The following is a 19,382-nucleotide window of genomic DNA, read 5'->3' on the forward strand; positions in this document are numbered from 1 at the left end:
GGCGAGCCGCATGACGACAGGGATGCCGGGGTCGGGCCGCACCCCGTTCCCGAGCCTGCGTCACATCGGCGCGGACACCCGCCGGGACCACGGCGCTCCCGATCCCGCCGGCCGTGTCGGGAGCGCCCTCGGCCCGGGGGGGGGGGGGGGCGCGGCGGGCCGGAGCGCGGCCGTGGGGCTGCGGGGTCAGTGGCCGAAGTCGAACCAGTTCACGTTGACGAAGTCGGCCGGTTGGCCGCTGGTGAACGTGAGGTAGACGTCGTGGGTGCCCGTCACCGCGGAGATGTTGGCGGGGACGGTGCGCCAGTTCTGCCAGCCGCCGGTGTCGCCGACCGCGAAGGAGCCGATCGGTGCGTTGCTGCGGCTGTCGAGGCGGACCTCCACCAGGCCGCTGACCCCGCCGCCGGCGCCGGAGGCGACCCGGGCGAGGAACTGGCGGGCCGGGGTGGAGCCGAAGTTGACGCCCTTGTACTGGGCCCAGTCGCCGTTGGCCAGCCAGCCGATGTCCTGACCGCCCTCGCTGCAGGTCTCGGTGGCGGTGCCGGACTGGGCGTTGAAGGACTCGGCCTGGATCGGGCCGTAGGCGTCCCGGTTGCCGGGCGGCGTGGTGGGGGTGGGCGTCGGGGTCGGGGTGGGCGTGCTGCCGCCGCCGGACTGCCAGACGCTCACGTAGTCGACCACCATCGGCACGCCGGAGACGGTACCGCCGTCCGGTCCGCCGCCGAAGGCGCCGGGGAACCCACCGCCCATGGCCACGTTGAGGATGACGAAGAAGCCGTGGTCGGTGGCGTTGTTCCAGGTCGTCGCGTCCACCTGGTCGGAGTTGACGGTGTGGAACTGCACGCCGTCCAGGTACCAGCGCAGTTGCTGCGGGCTGGTGGAGCGGTCCCACTCCACCGCGTAGGTGTGGAAGCCGCTCTGGCAGGCGGGCGTGCAGGCGCGCTGGCCGCCGATGCCGGTGGTCTCGTTGCACGGGCCGCCCGGGCTGGTGCCGCAGTGCAGGGTGGCCCACACGTTGTTGAGGCCCTGGACGTTCTCCATGATGTCGATCTCGCCGATGCCCGGCCAGTTCCACCAGTTGCCGCGGAACGGCTCGCCGAGCGCCCAGAAGGCCGGCCAGTAGCCCTTGGCCGCGGCGCCGGTGACGTTCGGCATCTGCAGCCGGGACTCGATCCGCAGCTTGCCGCCGGCCGGCGGCTGGAAGTCGGACCGGTTGGTCTCGATCCGGCCGGAGGTCCAGTTGCCCGCGCCGTCCCGGACCGGGGTGATCTTCAGGTTGCCGCTGCCGTCGAGGGCGACGTTGGCGGTGCTGGAGGTCATCGTCTCGATCTCGCCGGTGCCGAAGCCGGCCGGGCCGCCGGGGTAGGACGTGCCGGTGGTGTAGCGCCAGTCGGCGGTGTTGACGCCGGAGCCGGCCGGCCCGTTGAAGTCGTCGGCGAACACCTGGGTCCAGCCGGAGGGGGCCGGGGGCACGCTCGCCTCGGCGTTCATCGTGCCCGCCAGGCCGGTGGCCAGCAGGCCGAGGAGTCCGGCCGCGGTGAACAGGTGCCGAACGCGTGGTCTGAGCCGCATGGGGGTGCCTCTCGTGGGGTGGGGACGGAGGGGACCTTGCGATGCCTTGCCATGACTGGATGAGAGCGCTCTCGAAAGTGGTACCGGCGCCCCGGGATTGGTGTCAATAACTGAAGAAGTATCAGCCGAGAAGTCGGATTCTTCCTTCGCAGATCGACGTGACGGGTTGACAGTTTCCCCGCCCGGCGCCACTCTCTGGTCGAGAGCGCTCTCATGTCATGTCTCTGTCGGCATGATCCCTGCCGCACCCGGAAGTCCCCCGGAAGCCCCGAAGGCCGGGCCTCTAGCCGCGCCCGATGTACGGCATCGCGGTGGCCATCACGGTGGCGAACTGCACGTTCGCCTCCAGCGGCAGCTCCGCCATGTGCCGGACGGTGCGGGCGACGTCGGCCGCGTCCATGACCGGCTCGGGGGCGATCCGCCCGTCCGCCTGCCGCACCCCGGCGGCCATCGCCGCGGTCATGTCGGTGGCGGCGTTGCCGATGTCGATCTGGCCGCAGGCGATCCGGTACGGCCGGCCGTCCAGCGACAGCGACTTGGTGAGGCCGGTGACGGCGTGCTTGGTCGCGGTGTAGGCGATCGAGTGCGGCCGCGGCACGTGGGCGGAGATCGAGCCGTTGTTGATGATCCGGCCGCCCTGCGGGTGCTGCGCCTTCATCTGCCGGAAGGCGGCCTGCGCGCAGAGGAAGGCGCCGGTCAGGTTGAGGTCCACCACTGCCCGCCAGTCCGCCACCGCGAGGTCCTCGACCGGGGTGGGTGCGCCGAAGGCGCCGGCGTTGTTGAACAGCAGGTCGATCCGGCCGAAGCGCTCGGCGGCCTCGGCGAACAGTGCGTCCACCGAGGCGGGGTCGGTGACGTCGGCGGGCACGGCGACCGCGCCGCCGCCGGCCAGTGCGGCCGTCTCGTGCAGAGGCCCGGCCCGGCGGCCGGCGAGCACCGGCACCCAGCCGGCGGCGGCCAGTTCGAGGGCCACCGCCCGGCCGATCCCGCTGCCCGCCCCGGTCACGACGGCGATCTGCTGCGGCACGGCGGGTGCTCCCTCGGTTCGGCGGCGGTTTCGGCGGAAGTCCGGCGGAAGTCCGGCGGCGGTCCGGCGGTGGCCCGGGGCGTCCGGCGGGCCGGGCCGCGCGGCACTCCCGGCGTCCGTCGATGATCGCGCCGAGAGCCGCCCGGTGTCACTCGTCGGAGCCGCCAACACGCCGGCCGTCCGGGCGGTGCGCGGCTGGTGCAACCTCCCGTACCCCGCCGACCGGCGGGGGTGGATCCCCGCCGGTCGGCCGGTTGCCCGCCCTGTCGCAACCGGGTCCGCGCGGGCCGGCGTCATAGGATCACGAACGGCACGGACGTTCGCCCTTCGGGCAACCGTGCCGTTCCGGGGTGTTCGGGGCCGCTGCGCCGCGCCCCGGACAGGCCCCGCCCGGGGCAGCGGCCGTCCGGCCGTCCCGGGGCGTCCCACCGTCGGAGAGATCGAACGTGCAGCCGCAGCCCTCCCGTGCCCGCCGCCGGGCCGTCCGTACCCGTACCCTCCTCGCGGGCACCGCCGCGGCCGCCCTGGCCGCCGCGCTGACCGGCTGCGGGAGCTCCGGCGGGCCGTCGAACTCGCAGGACGGGGCGAAGCCGGCCGCGTCCAGTGCGTCCGCGAGCCCCACGCCGCCGCCGAAGCCCTCGAAGGTGCTGATGCCGACCGGGCCGGCCGCCGACCTGAAGAAGGTCCGCGACACCGAGGCCGGGCCGATCATGATGACCACGCTGAACGGCCCGAAGTCCGGGGTCAGCGGCAAGGTCTGGGTCTGGCTGCCGCCGCAGTACAACGACCCCGCGTACGCCAAGCACGGGTTCCCGGTGCTCACCCTGTACGCGGGCGGGCAGAGCGCCGGCTACAACACCTGGACGGACAACCAGCTGCCGATCCAGAAGATCGACGCCGAGCTCTCCAAGGCGGGCAAGGCCCACCCGTTCATCCTGATCATGCCGGTGCAGAACCTGAACTCCAGCGAGTCCAAGGCGCTGGAGTGCTCCGACATCCCGGGCCAGCCGAAGATCGGCACCTGGATGGCCGAGGACATCCCGGACTTCGTCCGCGCGAACTTCCGCACCGTGAAGGGCCGCGACGGCTGGGGCCTGATGGGTGCCTCCACCGGCGCGTTCTGCAGTGCCAAGCTCGCCCTGCAGCACCCGGAGACGTTCAAGGCGGCCGTCCCGATCGACGGCTACTTCAACCCCGACTCGCCGCTCTGGCACGGCCACGAGCAGGAGCGCCTGGCCAACAGCCCCGGCCAGCTGGTCGCCCTGGGCAAGGCGGACGTGCGGATGCTCGCCACCGCCGGCGGCTCCAACGCGTACGAGACCGGGCTGGTCAAGGCCTGGGTCAAGAAGGCGGCACCGCCGCTGACCGTCGAGTACTACGAGCAGCCCGGCGGCAAGCACCTCACCTCCGACTTCAAGAAGATGATCCCCGACACCCTGCAGTGGCTGAGCAAGAACCTGGCCGGACCGGAGGCGGACTGACGCACCGTCGGGGGCCGGCGGGCGCGACGGCGGGGTAGACGAATTCGGCGAGTCCGCCCCCGCCGGCCGTCGCGGAGCGGGATACTCCATTCCGGCGGCGGGTGCAGCCCGCCGGCCCGCGCCGTTCCAGCCGCAGTGCGCCCGCCCGGGCGCCGGGGCACCCCGGCGCCCGGGCCCGCGGCGATCGACCGGATCGTTCGAACGTCCCGATCACCCCGCTGACCTGCGCGTCAATCGGTCATTGATTCGACTCTGATGGGCTTTCCGCACGCTGGAGCCCCAGGCCGAGCACCACTCGCGGTGCCGGAGCCGTTCCAGCCCCAGTCAGCCGCGAAGAGAGCGCCATGTCCTGTCACCTGCTCCCCGTCGACTCGCCACAGGTCCCCGCCCAGCCGCACGCGGAGCGTCCGATGCCGGACGTCGAGCCCATCCCGTTCGCCGGCCTGCGCCTGGTGCACGCGGCGCTGCGCCGCGACCTCACCCGGCTGCCCAACGCCCTGCGCCTGCTGCAGCCCGGTGACGAGGCCGCCGCCCAGGCCCTGCAGCGGCACTGGGACTTCATGACCGCCATGCTCACCTGCCACCACGAGCAGCAGGACACCCGGCTCTGGCCGCTGCTGCGCCGCTTCGCGCCGGAGCTGCGCCTGCTGCTCAACTGGCTGGAGGCCGACCACCACAACCTCGACCACTCCTTCACCCGGGTCACCACCCTGGTCCGGATCGCCACCCGGGACCCGGCCAGCGCCTGGCCGGTCGCCTACGCGGTCGAGGAGCTCGCCGCCCGGCTGGAGACCCACCTGCGGATCGAGGAGCGCCAGCTGCTGCCGCGGATGGCCGGGATCTTCCCCGCCGGCTCGCGGATCGGCACCCTGCCCGAGCTCCTCGACCTGCTGCGCGCCGCCGACGGCCCGGCCTCCTCGGACGCCCTGGTCTGGCTGCTGGACGGTGTCGACGAGGCCCAGATCGACCGGCTGCTCGCCGACTGCGACGACGCCACCGCCCGGCACTGGCCGCACTGGCGGGCCACCTACGCCCGCTGCTCCGAGCAGCTCTGGGGCCGGGGCTGCTGACGTCCGGTCAGGCGGCGCCCAGCGCCGCCAGGTACGGGCCCAGGTCGGCCTCGTCCGCGGTGGCGAGCCCGATGTAGCCGTCCGGCCGGACGAGCAGGTAGCCCTCGCCCCAGCCCTCGGCGACCCGCGCCGTGCGGACGTCCGCGGGCAGCCCGGCGGGGACGGGCAGCGCCGTACCCGCGACGACCAGCGTCGCGTGCGGGCCGCGCAGCACGTCGAACAGCCGCTGCCCGGCGCCGACGGCGCCGGTGCACGCCGCGTCCGGGGCCCGGTCGCCGGCCTGCAGGTCGTCCTCGCCGAGACCGCTGCGGCGCTCCTCGCTGAGCGGGCCGCCGCGGTAGCCGACGCCGAGCTGCTCGGTGTGCCGGCCGCGCTTGGCGGAGGGGCCGATCGCGCCGGCCCGGTGCAGCGAGGTGCTCATCTCCAGTACGTCGGCCGCCACCGGCAGCCGCTCCGACTCGTAGCTGTCCAGCAGCCCGGCGGGGGCGCCGTCGCGCAGCACCCGGCCGAGCTTCCAGCCCAGGTTGTAGGCGTCCTGCACGCTGGTGTTCAGCCCCTGGCCGCCGGCCGGGGAGTGCACGTGCGCCGCGTCCCCGGCCAGGAACACCCGGCCGCTGCGGAAGCGGTCGGCGAGCGCCGCACGCGGCCGGAAGCCGGAGGCCCAGCGCACCTCCAGGACCGCCGAGGCCGGCAGCGCGGTGCGCTCGGCGACCGTCCGCCGCACGCCCTCGGCGGAGGTGTCCGGCTCGCCCTCCTCGTACTGCGCGAACAGCTGGAAGTCCCGGGCGGTGCCGCCCGGCAGCGGGCAGAGCAGCGCGGCCCCGCCGGGGGCGTCCCGCCAGACGTGCCAGTGGTCGCGGGACAGCCCCTCGATCCGGACGTCGGCGATCAGGGCCGCCTTGGGGTCGACCGTCTCGCCGGCCATCGGGATGCCGACGGCGCGGCGCACCGTGCTGCGGCCGCCGTCCGCGGCCACCAGGTAGGCGGCGGTGGCGGTGCCGGCGGTGGTGTCGACCTCGACGCCGTCCGCGTCCTGCCGCACGGCGAGCACGCCGGTGCCGAACTCGACCGAGCCGCCGAGCTCCAGCAGCCGGGCGTGGAGGATCTCCTGGGTGCGCCACTGGGGCAGCATCCACGCCTCCGGGTAGGGCACGCCGTCCTCGGCGGGCCGGCGCTCCATCAGGTCCCACTCGGGACCGGGCTCGGTGCCCTGCCAGGACCGCATCGGCGGGTAGGGCGAGCCGCAGGCGCGGACGGCGCCGATCACCCCGAGGTCGTCGAAGACCTCCTGGGTGCGGGGCTGCAGGCCCTTGCCGCGCGAGCCGGGGAAGAGGCCGGGGGCCTGCTCCAGCAGCCGGAACCGGACGCCCCGGCGGGCCAGGTCGCAGGCGAGGACGAGGCCGGTCGGGCCGGCGCCGACGATCAGGACTTCGGTGTGCATGCCGATCTCCTTAACGCTGTTAAGTGGCGATGCGCCGAGGATCCACTTAACGCTGTTAAATTGTCAAGGGGGTGCGGATGCGGCACAGTGCGGGCCGGACGGGCCCGGCGGCGGAGGTGGAGGACGTGGCGGCCAAACTGGAACGCGCACGCGTGGTCGACACCGCGCTGCGCCTGCTCGACGAGACCGGCCTGGAGGGCCTCACCCTGCGCCGGATCGCCACCGAACTCGACGTCAAGGCACCCGCCCTGTACTGGCACTTCGCCAACAAGCAGGCCCTGCTCGACGAGATGGCCACCGAGATGCTGCGCCGGATGGCCGCCGCCGAACCGCCCGGCCCCGACGCCGACTGGCGCGACTGGCTGCTGCTCACCTGCCGCACCCTGCGCCGCGCCCTGCTCGGCCACCGCGACGGCGCCAAGGTCTTCAGCGGCACCCGCCTCACCGACACCGGCCACGCCGGCCGCTTCGAGGAGCAGCTGCGCGCCTTCGTCCGCGGCGGCTTCACGGTCGACGACGCGGTGGAGGCCTACTTCACCGCCTACTCCTTCACCGTGGGCTTCGTCATCGAGGAGCAGGCCGTCCATCCGCTGCCGGGCGAACGCGCCCCCGGCTACGACCTCGAGGAGCGGGCCCGCGCCATGGGGGCCGAGCACCCGCTCGCCGCCGCCTCCGGCACCGGCCTGTTCGAGGACTTCGAGCGGCGCTTCGAGCGCGGGCTCGCCGTGGTCGTCGCCGGGATCGAGGCCGTGCTGCTGCCCTGACGCCGTCCGTCAGGCCTCCGCGTCGCCGGTGCTCCGCCGTGGGGCGGCGGTGAGTCCGGCCCGGACGGCACGGTCGAAGGAGTCGTCGACGGCCACCACCTCGCGCCCGGCGGCGTCCAGCAGCGAGGCCGCGATGGCCGCCCGCATGCCGCCGGCGCAGTGCACCCAGACCGGCCCGGGCGGCACCTCGCCGATCCGGCCGGGCAGCAGGTGCACGGGGATGTGCAGCGACCCGGCGACCGCGCCGCCGGCCCGCTCGGAGGCCCGGCGGACGTCCAGCACGACGGGCCGGCCGCCGTTCGCCGACGGCGCGGCGAGGACCGCCGCGAGGCCCGCGAAGTCGGCCCGGCGGAAGGAGCGCGGCCGCTCGCCGGCGGCCGTCCAGTCGGCGGGGCCGCCGGTGGCCGCGGCGGCGGGCCGGTCGATCCCGACCCGGACCAGCTCGCGCTGGGCGGCGGCGATCTCCTCGGCGGTCGCGGCGAGCAGGGTGACCGGCCTGCCCCAGGGGATCAGCCACGCCAGGTAGGTGGCGAGGCTGCCGGTGCCCTCGATGTTGAACGAGCCGGCCAGGTGGCCCTCGGCGAAGGCGACCCGGCTGCGCAGGTCGACCACCCACTCGCCGGCGGCCAGCCGGGCGGCGAGCTCGGCGGCGTCCGCCCGCCGGGGCGGGGTGAGGTCGACCGGCGTCGGGCCGGCGGCGTTGGCCGGGCCCATGTGGGCGTAGTAGGCGGGGACGTCGTCCAGGCCGGCCAGCAGGTCGGCGACGAAGGTGTCGACGTCCTTGACCAGGGCGTCGTTGGAGGTGCGCTCGGCGCCGACGGTCGTCCCGGCGGGGGCGCCGGCCGCGTGCCCGGCGGCGCAGAAGCTGCCGAAGCCGTGGGTGGGCAGCACCGCGGTGGTGTCGGGGAGGGCGTCGGCCAGCCGGTGCGCGGAGGCGTGCTGGGCGCGGGCCAGCTGCTCGGTGAGCCGCGGCTCCACCAGGTCGGGGCGGCCGACGGTGCCGATCAGCAGTGATCCGCCGGTGAAGGCGGCGGCCGGGCGGCCGTCCTCCTCCAGTACGTAGGCGGTGTGGTGCGGGGTGTGCCCCGGGGTCGCGACGGCCCGCAGGGCGAGTCCGGCGTCCACCGGGTGCACGTCGCCGTCCACGACCGGCACCCGGTCGAAGGAGACCCGGGCGCCGGCGGGCACCAGGTAGCGGGCGCCGGTGAGCCGGGCGAGCTCCAGACCGCCGCTGACGTAGTCGTTGTGCACGTGGGTCTCGACCACCAGCGCGATCCGCACCCCGTGCCGGGCGGCCGCGGCGATCAGCCGGTCGACGTCGCGCGGCGGATCGACGACCACGCCGGCCCTCGCGCCGCCCGCCAGGTAGCTGCGGTTGCCGAGGCCGGTGAGTTCCACGGTGTCGATGAAGAACATCGCTGCCCCTTCCCGTTTCAGGGTACCCCTGGGGGTATCTCTCCTCCACTCCGCGAAAGCACCCCGGGAGCGTCCGGGGAGGGGCGGGGCAAAACTCGCACCCCCGGCCGGGAACGCACCGGTAAGGTCCGCCGGATGACCGCTCCCGCACTCTTCGAGCCGCCGCTGCTCACCCGCCTCAGGGCCGCCGGCCGGATCCTGGTCGCCGGGGCCGGCGGCGGCTTCGACGTCTACGCCGGACTCCCGATCGCCCTCGCCCTGCGCGCCGCCGGCAAGGAGGTCCACCTGGCCAACCTCTCCTTCAGCCACCTGTACGGCCTGGACACCGACGTCTGGCTCGCGCCGGACGTCGCCGCGATCCGCCCCGACACCCGCAGCGCCGAGCGGTACTTCCCCGAGCGCACCCTGGCCCGCTGGCTGCGGCTGCACGGCATGCCGGACACCGTCTGGGCGTTCGCCTCGGTGGGCGTCCGGCCGCTGCGCACGGCCTACCGGGCGCTGACCGACCACCTCGGCGTCGACGCGGTGCTGCTGGTGGACGGCGGGACGGACATCCTGATGCGCGGCGACGAGGCCGGGCTCGGCACGCCCGAGGAGGACATGGCCAGCCTGGCCGCCGTCGCCGGCCTCGCCCACCTCCCGACCCGGCTGGTCGCCTGCCTCGGCTTCGGCGTCGACGCGTACCACGGGGTCAACCACGCGCTGGTGCTGGAGAACCTCGCCGCGCTCGACCGCGCGGGCGGCTACCTGGGTGCGTTCTCGCTGCCGCGGGAGAGCCGCGAGGGCGCGCTCTACCTGGACGCCGTCGAGCACGCCCGGGCCTCCTGCCCGGAGCACCCCAGCATCGTGCACGGCTCGGTCGCGGCCGCGCTGCGCGGCGAGTTCGGCGACGTCCGCTTCACCGAGCGGACGAAGGGCGGTGAACTGTTCGTCAACCCGTTGATGACGCTCTGGTTCGGCGTCACGGTGGAGGCGCTCGCCGCCCGGCACCTCTACCTCGACCGGATCGAACGGACCGTTCTGATGCGGCAGATCAGTTCGGTCGTCGAGGAGTTCCGCGACGAGCTGCCCGCACAGCGCCCACCTCGGGTTTTCCCGCACTGACCGGTGCCGCCCCGGCCCGCCGGCCGCCGTAGGGGCGTACACGGTCCGGTACGCGCCGGGCGGGCAGTGGTCCACGCCCGGCGCGCACCGGGCGTCCGTGCCTCCGCACCCGCTCCGCCGACGGTGTGTCGCCGCCGCCGCTCGGGCAGACTCCGCCGCGATCATGACCGCCGGCCCGGACGCACCCGACCGGACCGCCGGACGGCCCAGGAAAGGCGACCCGGCAGTGCCACAACCCTTCGAGCTCCCGGACTTCTACGTCCCGCACCCGGCGACGCTCAACCCCCACCTCGACCACGCCCGCGCCCACACCAAGCAGTGGGCCCGCGGCATGGGGATGCTGGAAGGCTCGGGCGTCTGGGAGGAGCACGACCTCGACGCGCACGACTACGCACTGCTGTGCGCCTACACCCACCCCGACTGCTCGGCCGAGGAACTCGCCCTCGTCACCGACTGGTACGTCTGGGTCTTCTTCTTCGACGACCACTTCCTGGAGCTGTTCAAGCGCACCCAGGACCGCAGGGGCGGCAAGGCCTACCTCGACCGGCTGCCCGCCTTCATGCCGATGGACCTCGCCGAAGGCACGCCCGAGCCCACCAACCCCGTCGAGGCCGGCCTCGCCGACCTGTGGCTGCGCACCGTGCCCGGCATGTCCACCGACTGGCGCGAGCGCTTCCGGGAGTCCACCGAGCACCTGCTCCAGGAGTCCATGTGGGAGCTCTCCAACATCAACGCCGGCCGGATCTCCAACCCGGTCGAGTACATCGAGATGCGCCGCAAGGTCGGCGGCGCACCCTGGTCGGCCGGCCTGGTCGAACACGCCGTCGGCGCCGAGGTCCCCGCCGCGATCGCCGCCTCCCGGCCGATGCGGGTGCTGCGCGACGCCTTCTCCGACGGCGTCCACCTGCGCAACGACCTCTTCTCCTACCAGCGCGAGGTCGAGGACGAGGGCGAACTCTCCAACGGCGTCCTGGTGCTGGAGACCTTCCTCGGCTGCCCCACCCAGGAGGCCGCCGAGCGGGTCAACGACCTGCTCACCTCCCGGCTGCACCAGTTCGAGAACACCGTCTTCGCCGAACTCCCGCTGCTCTTCGCCGAGCACGGCCTCGACGCGGGCGAGGCCGCCGACGTCATGAAGTACGTCAAGGGCCTCCAGGACTGGCAGTCCGGCGGCCACGAGTGGCACCTGCGCTCCAGCCGCTACATGAACGGCGGCGGCGCCGCGGCCGAGCGCGTCCCCGACCTGCCCGGCCCGACCGGCGTCGGCACCGAGGCCGCCGACCTGCTCAAGGCGCTGCGCGGCCTGACCGACCCGGCCCGCGCCCGCAGCTTCGGCCACACCCCGTTCCGCCCGGTCGCCCCCGCGCCGCTGCCCGAGTTCGAGATGCCCTTCCCGACCAGGCTCAACCCGCACCTGGACGGAGCCCGGCAGCGGCTGGTCGACTGGGCCCGGCAGGTGCGGCTGATCGACCCCGTCCCCGGCGTCTGGACGGAGGAGAAGCTGGTCGACTTCGACTTCGCGCTCTGCGCCGCCGGCATCGCCCCGGACGCCGCCCCCGACCAGCTCGACCTGGCCGCCGACTGGCTCGCCTGGGGCACCTACGCGGACGACCTCTACCCGGCCGTGCACGGCGCCGCCCGGGACCTCGCCGGCGCCAGGCGGCGCAACGAGCGGCTGCTCGCCCTCATGCCGCTGGACGACGGCCCCGCCGCCGACCCGCTCGACGGCCTGGAGCGCGGACTCGCCGACCTGTGGACCCGCACCGCGGAGCCGATGGACGACGGCTCCCGCCGCCGCTTCCGCGCCGCGGTCGAGCGGATGCTCGACTCCTGGCTCTGGGAGATGCTCAACCAGGCGCAGAACCGCATCCCCGACCCGGTGGACTACCTGGAGATGCGCCGCCTCACCTTCGGCTCCGACCTCACCATGAGCCTCGCCCGGCTCGGCCACGGCCCCGGCGTCCCCGACGAGGTCCACCGGCACGCCTCGATGCTGGCCCTGGAGAACTCCGCGGCCGACTACGCGATGCTCGTCAACGACGTCTTCTCGTACCGGAAGGAGGTCGAGCACGAGGGCGAGCTGCACAACCTGGTGCTGGTCACCGAGAACTTCTTCGACTGCGACCACCCGACCGCGCTCGGCATCGTGCTCGACCTGATGAAGTCCCGGCTGAGCCAGTTCCAGCACGTCGCCGACCACGAACTGCCGCAGCTCCACGAGGACTTCGAGCTGGACGCGGCCGCCCGCGCGGTGCTCGACGGCTACGTCGCCGAACTGCAGGACTGGATGGCCGCCGTGCTCACCTGGCACCGGGAGTGCCGCCGCTACACCGAGGAGGACAGCGCCCGGCACCACCGCCCGGTGCTGCCCACGGCACCGGTCCAGGCCCCGCAGGTCCAGGTGCCGCCGGGCCCGACCGGCCTCGGCACCGCGGGCGTCCGGCTGCCCGCCCCGGCCGTCCCCGCCCTGCCCTGAGACGTGCCCCCGACGGCCCGCCGGGGCCCGTGACGGGCGCGGGGAACCGCGAGGTTCCCCGCGCCCGGCTCACTTCTTCGCCGCCGCCAGGATCTTGACGGTGGTGTGGAAGAAACGCGAGGTCGCCGTCCCGGCGTAGGCCCTGCCGAACAGCGTGGCCGGGTTGCCGCCCAGCCGGCCGTTTTGCAGGTGCAGCACCACGAAGGCCGCGTTCGCCGTCGCGCCCACCAGGTCCCAGTCGCCCTTGGGGGAGGAGGCGGGCGGGGCGAGCTCCGCCGGCAGCGGCTCGGACAGGAACAGTACGCACAGCCGCAGCTCCGGCGTCACCTCGATCCCGGCGAACGGGTCGGCCGCGACGATCGCCTCCAGCTCGTCGAGCGTGCACAGCACCGTCGGCACCGGGTAGCCCAGCGCCCGCTCCAGGTGCTCCTCGATCCGCGCGGTGAGCGCCGCCCGGTCGGCCTCCTCCGTCTCGAAGAACACGTTCCCGCTCTGGATGTACGACCGCACCCGCGCCAGGCCCAGCTCCTCGAAGAGCTCGCGGAGGCGCTGCATGGTCACCGTGCGCCCGCCCACGTTGATCGCACGGAGGAAGGCGGTGTACGTCTGCGTCATGGTCCCCAGTCTGGCAGCGGGCACTGCCAGACTGGGGACCATGACGACCTGGCAGGACTTCGAGTACGAAGCGCCGGATCTCGCCCCGCTGGTGCGGGCCCGGTTCGAGGCGAACAAGCACCACGTGCTGGCCACCCTGCGGCGCGGCGGCGCGCCCCGGGTCAGCGGCACCGAGGTCCGGTTCATCGGCGCCGACCTGACCGTCGGCTCCATGCACGGTGCGGTGAAGGCCCTCGACCTGCGCCGGGACGGCCGCTTCGCGCTGCACAGCAACCCCGGCGACGGGTCGATGGCCGACGGCGACGCCAAGGTCTCCGGCACCGCCGTCGAGATCACCGACCCGGCCGAGCTCGCCGCCTACGAGGGCGACCTCCCCGAGGCGCCGCCCGGCGCCTTCCACGCCTTCCGGCTCGAACCGGAGGAGGTGGTGCTCACCACCGTCGCCGGCGACCGGCTGGTGATCCACGCCTGGCGGCGGGGCGAGGGCGTCCGGGTCTTCGAGCGGACCTGAACGGCGGTCCGGCAGCCACCGCGCGGGCGGCCGCCGCTGCTCGGGGAACCGCTACTCGGGCAGCACCGAGCGGACGGCCTCGGGCGTCCGGGCCACCACCGCGTGCCCGTCGTCCGCCGTGATGATCGGACGCTGGATCAGGATCGGCTGCTCGGCCAGCGCCGCGATCCAGCGCCCCCGGTCCGCCTCCTCGCGCGGCCACTGCCGCATGCCCAGCTCCCCGGCCGCGGCCTCGTCCAGCCGGGTGATGTCCCACGGCTCCAGGTTCAGCCGGGACAGCACGTCCGCCAGCTCCGCCGGGGTCGGCGGCTCCTCCAGGTAGCGCCGCACGGTGTACTCGACGCCAGCCGCGTCCAGGTCCGCGACGGCACTGCGGCACTTGCTGCACCGCGGGTTGATCCAGATCTCCATGCCGCCAGCCTAGCGAGGGCGCCCCGGACCCCTCCGGCGCCGGACGTCCGCGCCGGCCTCCGCACTCCCGCCGCCGCGCGGGCCACCCCTCACGCCGGCGGGTGGTTCCGGGGCCGTCCGGGAACTCCCGCCCCGTACCGGAGGGTTGTACCCGCAGGACGCGAGAGGGAGGCCGCGGGATGGACGGCGCAGCGATCATCGAGCAGTTGGTGGGCCCCGACGGGCGGGCGGATCCGTACCCGCTGTACGAGCTGGCGCACGGCCTCGGGCCGGTCGCGCCCTGCGGCCCCGGGGTGCTGATGGCCGTCGGCCACCACGCCTGCGACCAGGTGCTGCGCAACCCCGCCTTCGGGGTCCCCGACCCGGTGCAGCGCGAGGCGTGGGAGCCGGGCTTCGCCGACCACCCGGCGAAGGTGCTGCTGAGCCGCTCGATCCTGGAGCGCAACCCGCCGGACCACGGCCGGATGCGCTCGCTGATCTCCTCCGTCTTCACCGCCCGCCGGGTCGCCGCACTGGAGCCCGCCGTCACCGCCGCCGTCCACCGGCTGCTCGACACGATGGCCGCGCAGGGCGCCGACGGCAGCCCGGTCGACTTCATGGACGCCTTCGCGTTCCGGCTGCCGGTCGGCGTCGTCTGCGAGCTGCTCGGCGTGCCCGAGGCCGACCGGCACCGCTTCCGCGGCCTCGCCTCCGACCTCACCGCCGCGCTGGAGCTGCTGACCGACGACGGCGAACTCGCCACCGCCGACACGGCCGCCGAGGAGCTGTCCGACTACTTCACCCGGCTGGCCGCCGCCCGCCGCGCCCACCCGCAGGACGACCTGGTCAGCGCCCTCGTGCAGGTCGGCGCGGCGCAGCCCGAGCTGCTCTCCGGCCACGAGCTGCTCGCCAACCTGGTGCTGCTGCTGGTCGCCGGCTTCGAGACGACGACCAACCTGCTCGGCAACGCCGTCGCCCTGCTCTTCGACCACCCGGAGGCCGCCGCCGGGCTGCGGTCCGGCGCCGTCACCCCGGCCGGCCTCACCGAGGAGGTGCTGCGCCACGACTCGCCCGTCCAGCTGACCTCCCGGATCGCCCTCGCCGAGGGCCTGGACGTCGGCGGCGTCCCCGCCCCGCTCGGCACCGGCGTCTTCGTGCTGCTCGGCGCGGCCAACCGGGATCCGGCCCGGTACGAGCAGCCGGCCCGCTTCGACCCCACCCGCCGAGACAGCCACCCGCTGAGCTTCGGCGGCGGCCCGCACTACTGCCTCGGCGCCCAACTCGCCCGGCTGGAGGCCCGGATCGCGCTGCCCGCGCTGTTCGCCCGGTCCCCGCTCTCGCCCCGGCCGGGCGCGCCGAGCGGCGCGACCGCCTCGTGCTGCGCGGGTACCGCACCCTGCCCGTCCGGGCGGCCTGACTCAGTGCTCCGGCCCGTCCCACTCCATCAGGTTGGCGAACAGCTCCGCCTGCTCGCGGGCGTCGTCCAGCGCGTGGTGGGTGTGCGGCAGGTCCGGCAGCAGCGAGGCCGGCATCGACCGCTTGCCGATCCCGGCGAACGGCACCCCGGCCCGGGCCGCGTACAGCGTCTTCACGTCCAGGCAGCCCGAGTGCCCGAACGGGCTGCGCCCGGCGAACTCCATCAGGTACCAGTACAGGAACAGCCAGTCGTACGGCGCCGGGTAGCCCACCATGACCGGCCGGTACCGCCGCCCGTCCGGCCCGGCGCAGACCTGCTCCACCCAGGAGCAGAACGCCGCCATCGCCGCCTCCGGCGGGGTGCCCCCGGTCAGCAGCGCCGCCCGGTCCAGCCCGGAGACGGCCAGTGCCTGCGGGTCGAAGCGCTCGGAGACCGGACGCAGTTCGCGGTAGAAGCCGGCCGCCTGCCGGCCGGCCCGCCGGAAGCCGTCCGCGTCGTGGTGCCCGGCGACGGCGGCGCCGAAGGAGAGCATCGAGTACGGGCCGGGGATCGGGCCGTCGGCCTCGACGTCGACGGAGACGTACACGGTCGGGGTGGTGCGGCGCGCGGCGGACATGCGGGGATTCTTCCGGGCCGGGCGGTGCCGCCGCGACCGGATTACCGCGAGAATCGGCCCATGTCCCAGCCCGCCCTGATCCCGCCCGTCCCGCCACTGCTGCCGGAGCGCGTCCGGTGCCGGCGCTGCGGCCGCCTGCTGCACGACCCGCTCTCCCGGATGCTGCGCCTCGGCCGCGAGTGCCGCGGCCCGCAGGATCCGGTGCGGGTCGTCGAGGGCGAGCAGGAGACCCTTCCGGGCCTGGCCGCGCCCGCCCCGACGTCGTCCGCGCCCACCGCGACCCCCATGACCACGGAAGGCGGTGCGCCGTGACGGAGGACCTCCGCGCCCGGCTGGACACCCTGGCGACCGAGGCGCACCGCCCCGAGCTGGCGGGCCTCGACCGGTTGCCCACGCTGGAGATCGCCGCGCTGATGAACGGCGAGGACCGCACGGTGCCCGAGGCGGTCGGCCGCCGGCTGCCGGAGATCGCCGCGGCGGTGGACGCGATCGCCGCGCGGCTCGCCAGGGGCGGGCGGCTGGTCTACGCGGGGGCGGGCACCGCCGGGCGGATCGGGGTGCTGGACGCCGCCGAGTGCCCGCCCACCTTCGGCACCGACCCGGAGCTGGTGGTCGGCCTGATCGCGGGTGGCCCGGAGGCGGTGCTGAACGCCGTGGAGGGGGCCGAGGACGACCGCGGGCTGGCCGTCGCGGACCTGGACGGGATCGGCCTGACCGCGGACGACGCGGTGATCGGGGTCTCCGCCTCCGGGCGGACGCCGTACGCGGTGGCGGCCGTCGCGCACGCCCGGGCCCGCGGCGCCCTGACGGTCGGACTGGCCTGCACCGCCGGTTCCGAGCTGGGCGCGGCGGCCGAGCACCCGATCGAGGTGGTGGTCGGCCCGGAGGTGCTCACCGGCTCGACCCGGCTGAAGGCCGGCACCGCGCAGAAGCTGGTGCTCAACATGGTGTCGACGATCACCATGGTCCGGCTCGGCCGCACCTACGGGAACCTGATGGTCGACCTGCGGGCCACCAACGAGAAGCTCAGGGCCCGCTGCCGCCGGATCGTCGCCCTCGCCACCGGGGCCGCCCCCGAGGCCGCCGACCGCGCCCTGGACGCCGCCGGCGGCGAGGTGAAGCCCGCGGTCCTCACCCTGCTCACCGGTCTCGCCCCCGCCGACGCCGCTTGCCTGCTGGCCGCCCACGGCGGACGCCTGCGCGAGGCCCTGGACGCCGCCGGGCGCACCGCGGCCCCCGCCCCCGGGGCGGGGACGGGGGCCGATGGCGCGCCGTAGGGCCTACAGGTCGAAGTAGAGCTCGAACTCGTGCGGGTGCGGCCGCAGGGCGATCGGGGCGATCTCGTTGGTGCGCTTGAAGTCGATCCAGGTCTCGATCAGGTCGGGGGTGAACACCCCGCCCGCGAGCAGGTACTCGTGGTCGGCCTCCAGCGCGTCGAGGACGGCGCCGAGCGAGGCGGGCACCTGCGGCACCGCGGAGTGCTCGTCGGGGGCCAGCTCGTAGAGGTCCTTGTCGACCGGCTCCAGCGGCTCGATCTTGTTCTTGATGCCGTCCAGCCCGGCCATCAGCATGGCGGCGAAGGCCAGGTACGGGTTGGACGCCGGGTCGGGCGCGCGGAACTCGATGCGCTTGGCCTTGGCGTTCGACCCGGTGATCGGGATGCGGATCGCCGCGGAGCGGTTGCGCTGCGAGTACACCAGGTTGACCGGCGCCTCGAAGCCCGGCACCAGGCGGTGGTAGGAGTTCACCGAGGGGTTGGTGAAGGCCAGCAGCGAGGGCGCGTGGCGCAGCAGGCCGCCGATGTAGTAGCGCGCGGTGTCGGAGAGGCCGGCGTAGCCCTGCTCGTCGTAGAAGAGCGGCGAGCCCTCGGTCCACAGCGACTGGTGGACGTGCATGCCGGAGCCGTTGTCGCCGAAGATCGGCTTGGGCATGAAGGTGGCGGTCTTGCCGTTCCGCCACGCCACGTTCTTGATGATGTACTTGAACAGCATCAGGTCGTCGGCGGCGTGCAGCAGGGTGTTGAACTTGTAGTTGATCTCCGCCTGGCCGGCGGTGCCCACCTCGTGGTGCTGCCGCTCGACCTGCAGGCCGGCGGCGGCGAGCTCCAGCGACATCTCGGCGCGCAGGTCGGCGAAGTGGTCCACCGGCGGCACGGGGAAGTAGCCGCCCTTGTACTTCACCTTGTAGCCGCGGTTGCCGCCCTCCTCGATCCGGCCGGTGTTCCAGGCGCCGGCGATCGAGTCGATGTGGTAGTACGAGGCGTTCGCACTGGTCTCGTAGCGGACCTCGTCGAACACGTAGAACTCGGCCTCCGGGCCGAAGTACGCGGTGTCGGCGATGCCGGAGGAGGCGAGGTAGGCCTCCGCCTTCTTGGCGACGTTGCGCGGGTCGCGGCTGTAGGCCTCGCCCGTGATCGGGTCCTGGATGAAGAAGTTGATGTTGAGGTGCTTCTCGGAGCGGAACGGATCCAGCCGGGCCGTCGCCAGGTCGGGGACGAGTGCCATGTCGGACTCGTGGATGGCCTGGAAGCCCCGGATCGAGGAACCGTCGAACATCAGGATCTCGGACGGGTCGAAGGTCGAGGCAGGCACTGAGAAGTGCTGCATGACGCCCGGCAGGTCGCAGAACCGGACATCGACGAACTTGATGTCGTTGTCCGTGATGTACTGCCTGACCTCGTCGGCGTTGGTGAACATCGATCCTCCTCAGCTGCGGTCCGGCCAACCGTAGGAGCCGGCCGTTTCCGGATGGTGATTTCCCCGTCCTCTGCATGTTAACCAGCACCGACCCCACTGTGGGCAAAGTCATACGGGCCAGTGCAAAACCGCCAAAACGGTCATTCGTGGTCAGCGCCGCCCGGCAGGCACCGTGCGTGTCGGGGGAGGCCCCGGAAGATCGCACGTGAAGCCCGGATACTGTGGATTTCGTGGACACCAGAGATGCGTTGGGATCGTGGCTGGACGGGCCGAAGGCCGCCGCCGAGAAGATGGGCGCCGACTTCGGCCACCGCGGCGAGCGCCTCGGTCTGCCGAAGGACGGCCCCGGCTCCGTCGCCGGCCCCGGCCGGCGCCTCGGCGCCCTGTTCGTCGACGGCTGGCTCTGCAGCCTCGTCGCCTACGGCCTGCTCTCCCGCGGCGACCAGGCCGGCGCCAACCTGTGGACGACCCCGCTCTTCTACGTGGTCACCGTCGTCCTGCTCGCCACCAGCGGCACCACCATCGGCAAGCGGCTCTTCGGCCTGCGCGTCGTCCGGCTGGACGGCGCCCGCGCCTCGATCCCGCAGGTGCTGCTGCGCACCCTGCTGCTCTGCCTGATCGTCCCGGCCGCGATCTGGGACCGCGACACCCGCGGCCTCCACGACAAGGCCGTCGGCACTGTCGAGGTCCGCATCTGACACCCGGCACCCCGTGCCCGGCACGGGCCGGTCCCCGGCCCGTGCCGGACCCGGAACGTCGAACGGCCCCGCCGCGAGGATTCGCGGC

Annotated in this window: 16 protein-coding genes; 9 read left to right on the plus strand and 7 right to left on the minus strand. The window is 74.2% G+C overall.

What is annotated here, in order from left to right:
* Positions 1-186: 186 nt before the first annotated feature.
* Both ABZ641_RS09730 and ABZ641_RS09735 read right to left on the minus strand, forming a co-directional pair.
* Positions 187-1,572, minus strand: coding sequence for a glycoside hydrolase family 16 protein (locus tag ABZ641_RS09730; RefSeq protein ID WP_344626628.1), 1,386 nt, complete (start codon positions 1,570-1,572; stop codon positions 187-189).
* A gap of 283 nt (positions 1,573-1,855) precedes the next feature.
* Complete coding sequence (locus tag ABZ641_RS09735; RefSeq protein ID WP_344626629.1) at positions 1,856-2,599, minus strand: SDR family oxidoreductase; 744 nt, start codon at positions 2,597-2,599, stop codon at positions 1,856-1,858.
* A gap of 446 nt (positions 2,600-3,045) precedes the next feature.
* On the opposite strand from ABZ641_RS09735, the gene ABZ641_RS09740 reads away from it, so the two are divergent.
* Both ABZ641_RS09740 and ABZ641_RS09745 read left to right on the plus strand, forming a co-directional pair.
* Positions 3,046-4,080, plus strand: a complete 1,035-nt coding sequence (locus tag ABZ641_RS09740; RefSeq protein WP_344626630.1) for an alpha/beta hydrolase-fold protein — start codon at positions 3,046-3,048, stop codon at positions 4,078-4,080.
* A gap of 344 nt (positions 4,081-4,424) precedes the next feature.
* Positions 4,425-5,150, plus strand: coding sequence for a hemerythrin domain-containing protein (locus ABZ641_RS09745; protein ID WP_359980465.1), 726 nt, complete (start codon positions 4,425-4,427; stop codon positions 5,148-5,150).
* Positions 5,151-5,157: 7 nt separating this feature from the next.
* Here ABZ641_RS09745 and ABZ641_RS09750 read toward each other — a convergent pair whose 3' ends face one another.
* Positions 5,158-6,591 carry an FAD-dependent monooxygenase gene (locus tag ABZ641_RS09750; RefSeq protein ID WP_359980468.1) on the minus strand — a complete coding sequence of 478 codons (1,434 nt, stop codon included), beginning with the start codon at positions 6,589-6,591 and terminating at the stop codon, positions 5,158-5,160.
* A 77-nt stretch (positions 6,592-6,668) separates the two neighbouring features.
* Here ABZ641_RS09750 and ABZ641_RS09755 point away from each other — a divergent pair, with 77 nt between their 5' ends.
* Positions 6,669-7,355: a TetR/AcrR family transcriptional regulator C-terminal domain-containing protein gene (locus ABZ641_RS09755; protein ID WP_344626633.1), complete on the plus strand. Its 687-nt coding sequence runs from the start codon at positions 6,669-6,671 to the stop codon at positions 7,353-7,355.
* Between the two features lie 9 nt (positions 7,356-7,364).
* On the opposite strand, the gene ABZ641_RS09760 is transcribed toward ABZ641_RS09755, so the two are convergent.
* Positions 7,365-8,771, minus strand: coding sequence for an MBL fold metallo-hydrolase (locus ABZ641_RS09760; RefSeq protein WP_359980471.1), 1,407 nt, complete (start codon positions 8,769-8,771; stop codon positions 7,365-7,367).
* A gap of 135 nt (positions 8,772-8,906) precedes the next feature.
* On the opposite strand from ABZ641_RS09760, the gene ABZ641_RS09765 reads away from it, so the two are divergent.
* Together ABZ641_RS09765 and ABZ641_RS09770 are read left to right on the plus strand one after the other, a co-directional pair.
* A complete protein-coding gene (locus tag ABZ641_RS09765) occupies positions 8,907-9,875 on the plus strand; it encodes a DUF1152 domain-containing protein (protein ID WP_359980473.1) in 969 nt (322 codons plus the stop codon).
* A 226-nt stretch (positions 9,876-10,101) separates the two neighbouring features.
* Entirely contained in the window at positions 10,102-12,351 is a 2,250-nt protein-coding gene (locus tag ABZ641_RS09770; RefSeq protein ID WP_359980476.1) for a terpene synthase family protein, read from the plus strand.
* A gap of 69 nt (positions 12,352-12,420) precedes the next feature.
* Here the strand turns inward: ABZ641_RS09770 and ABZ641_RS09775 are convergent, their stop codons facing one another.
* Positions 12,421-12,966, minus strand: coding sequence for a DUF1697 domain-containing protein (locus tag ABZ641_RS09775; RefSeq protein WP_359980478.1), 546 nt, complete (start codon positions 12,964-12,966; stop codon positions 12,421-12,423).
* Positions 12,967-13,006: 40 nt separating this feature from the next.
* Between ABZ641_RS09775 and ABZ641_RS09780 the strand changes: the two genes are divergently transcribed.
* Complete coding sequence (locus tag ABZ641_RS09780) at positions 13,007-13,477, plus strand: pyridoxamine 5'-phosphate oxidase family protein (RefSeq protein ID WP_344626638.1); 471 nt, start codon at positions 13,007-13,009, stop codon at positions 13,475-13,477.
* A gap of 51 nt (positions 13,478-13,528) precedes the next feature.
* Here the strand turns inward: ABZ641_RS09780 and ABZ641_RS09785 are convergent, their stop codons facing one another.
* Positions 13,529-13,888: an ArsC/Spx/MgsR family protein gene (locus tag ABZ641_RS09785; protein WP_344626639.1), complete on the minus strand. Its 360-nt coding sequence runs from the start codon at positions 13,886-13,888 to the stop codon at positions 13,529-13,531.
* A 179-nt stretch (positions 13,889-14,067) separates the two neighbouring features.
* Between ABZ641_RS09785 and ABZ641_RS09790 the strand changes: the two genes are divergently transcribed.
* The gene (locus ABZ641_RS09790; RefSeq protein WP_359980482.1) at positions 14,068-16,212 is read left to right on the plus strand and encodes a cytochrome P450; all 2,145 of its coding nucleotides are present in this window, start codon (positions 14,068-14,070) and stop codon (positions 16,210-16,212) included.
* Positions 16,209-17,177 carry an N-acetylmuramic acid 6-phosphate etherase gene (gene murQ, locus ABZ641_RS09795; protein WP_359980485.1) on the plus strand — a complete coding sequence of 323 codons (969 nt, stop codon included), beginning with the start codon at positions 16,209-16,211 and terminating at the stop codon, positions 17,175-17,177. Before ABZ641_RS09790 ends, murQ begins: the two co-directional genes overlap by 4 nt.
* Positions 17,178-17,180: 3 nt before the next feature.
* On the opposite strand, the gene glnA is transcribed toward murQ, so the two are convergent.
* Positions 17,181-18,596, minus strand: a complete 1,416-nt coding sequence (glnA, locus tag ABZ641_RS09800; RefSeq protein ID WP_263105714.1) for a type I glutamate--ammonia ligase — start codon at positions 18,594-18,596, stop codon at positions 17,181-17,183.
* A 230-nt stretch (positions 18,597-18,826) separates the two neighbouring features.
* Here glnA and ABZ641_RS09805 point away from each other — a divergent pair, with 230 nt between their 5' ends.
* The gene (locus tag ABZ641_RS09805) at positions 18,827-19,294 is read left to right on the plus strand and encodes an RDD family protein (protein WP_344626645.1); all 468 of its coding nucleotides are present in this window, start codon (positions 18,827-18,829) and stop codon (positions 19,292-19,294) included.
* The last annotated feature ends 88 nt before the right edge of the window (positions 19,295-19,382 follow it).

The sequence above is a fragment of the Kitasatospora sp. NPDC007106 genome, from assembly GCF_040634455.1.
GTDB lineage: Bacteria > Actinomycetota > Actinomycetes > Streptomycetales > Streptomycetaceae > Kitasatospora > Kitasatospora arboriphila.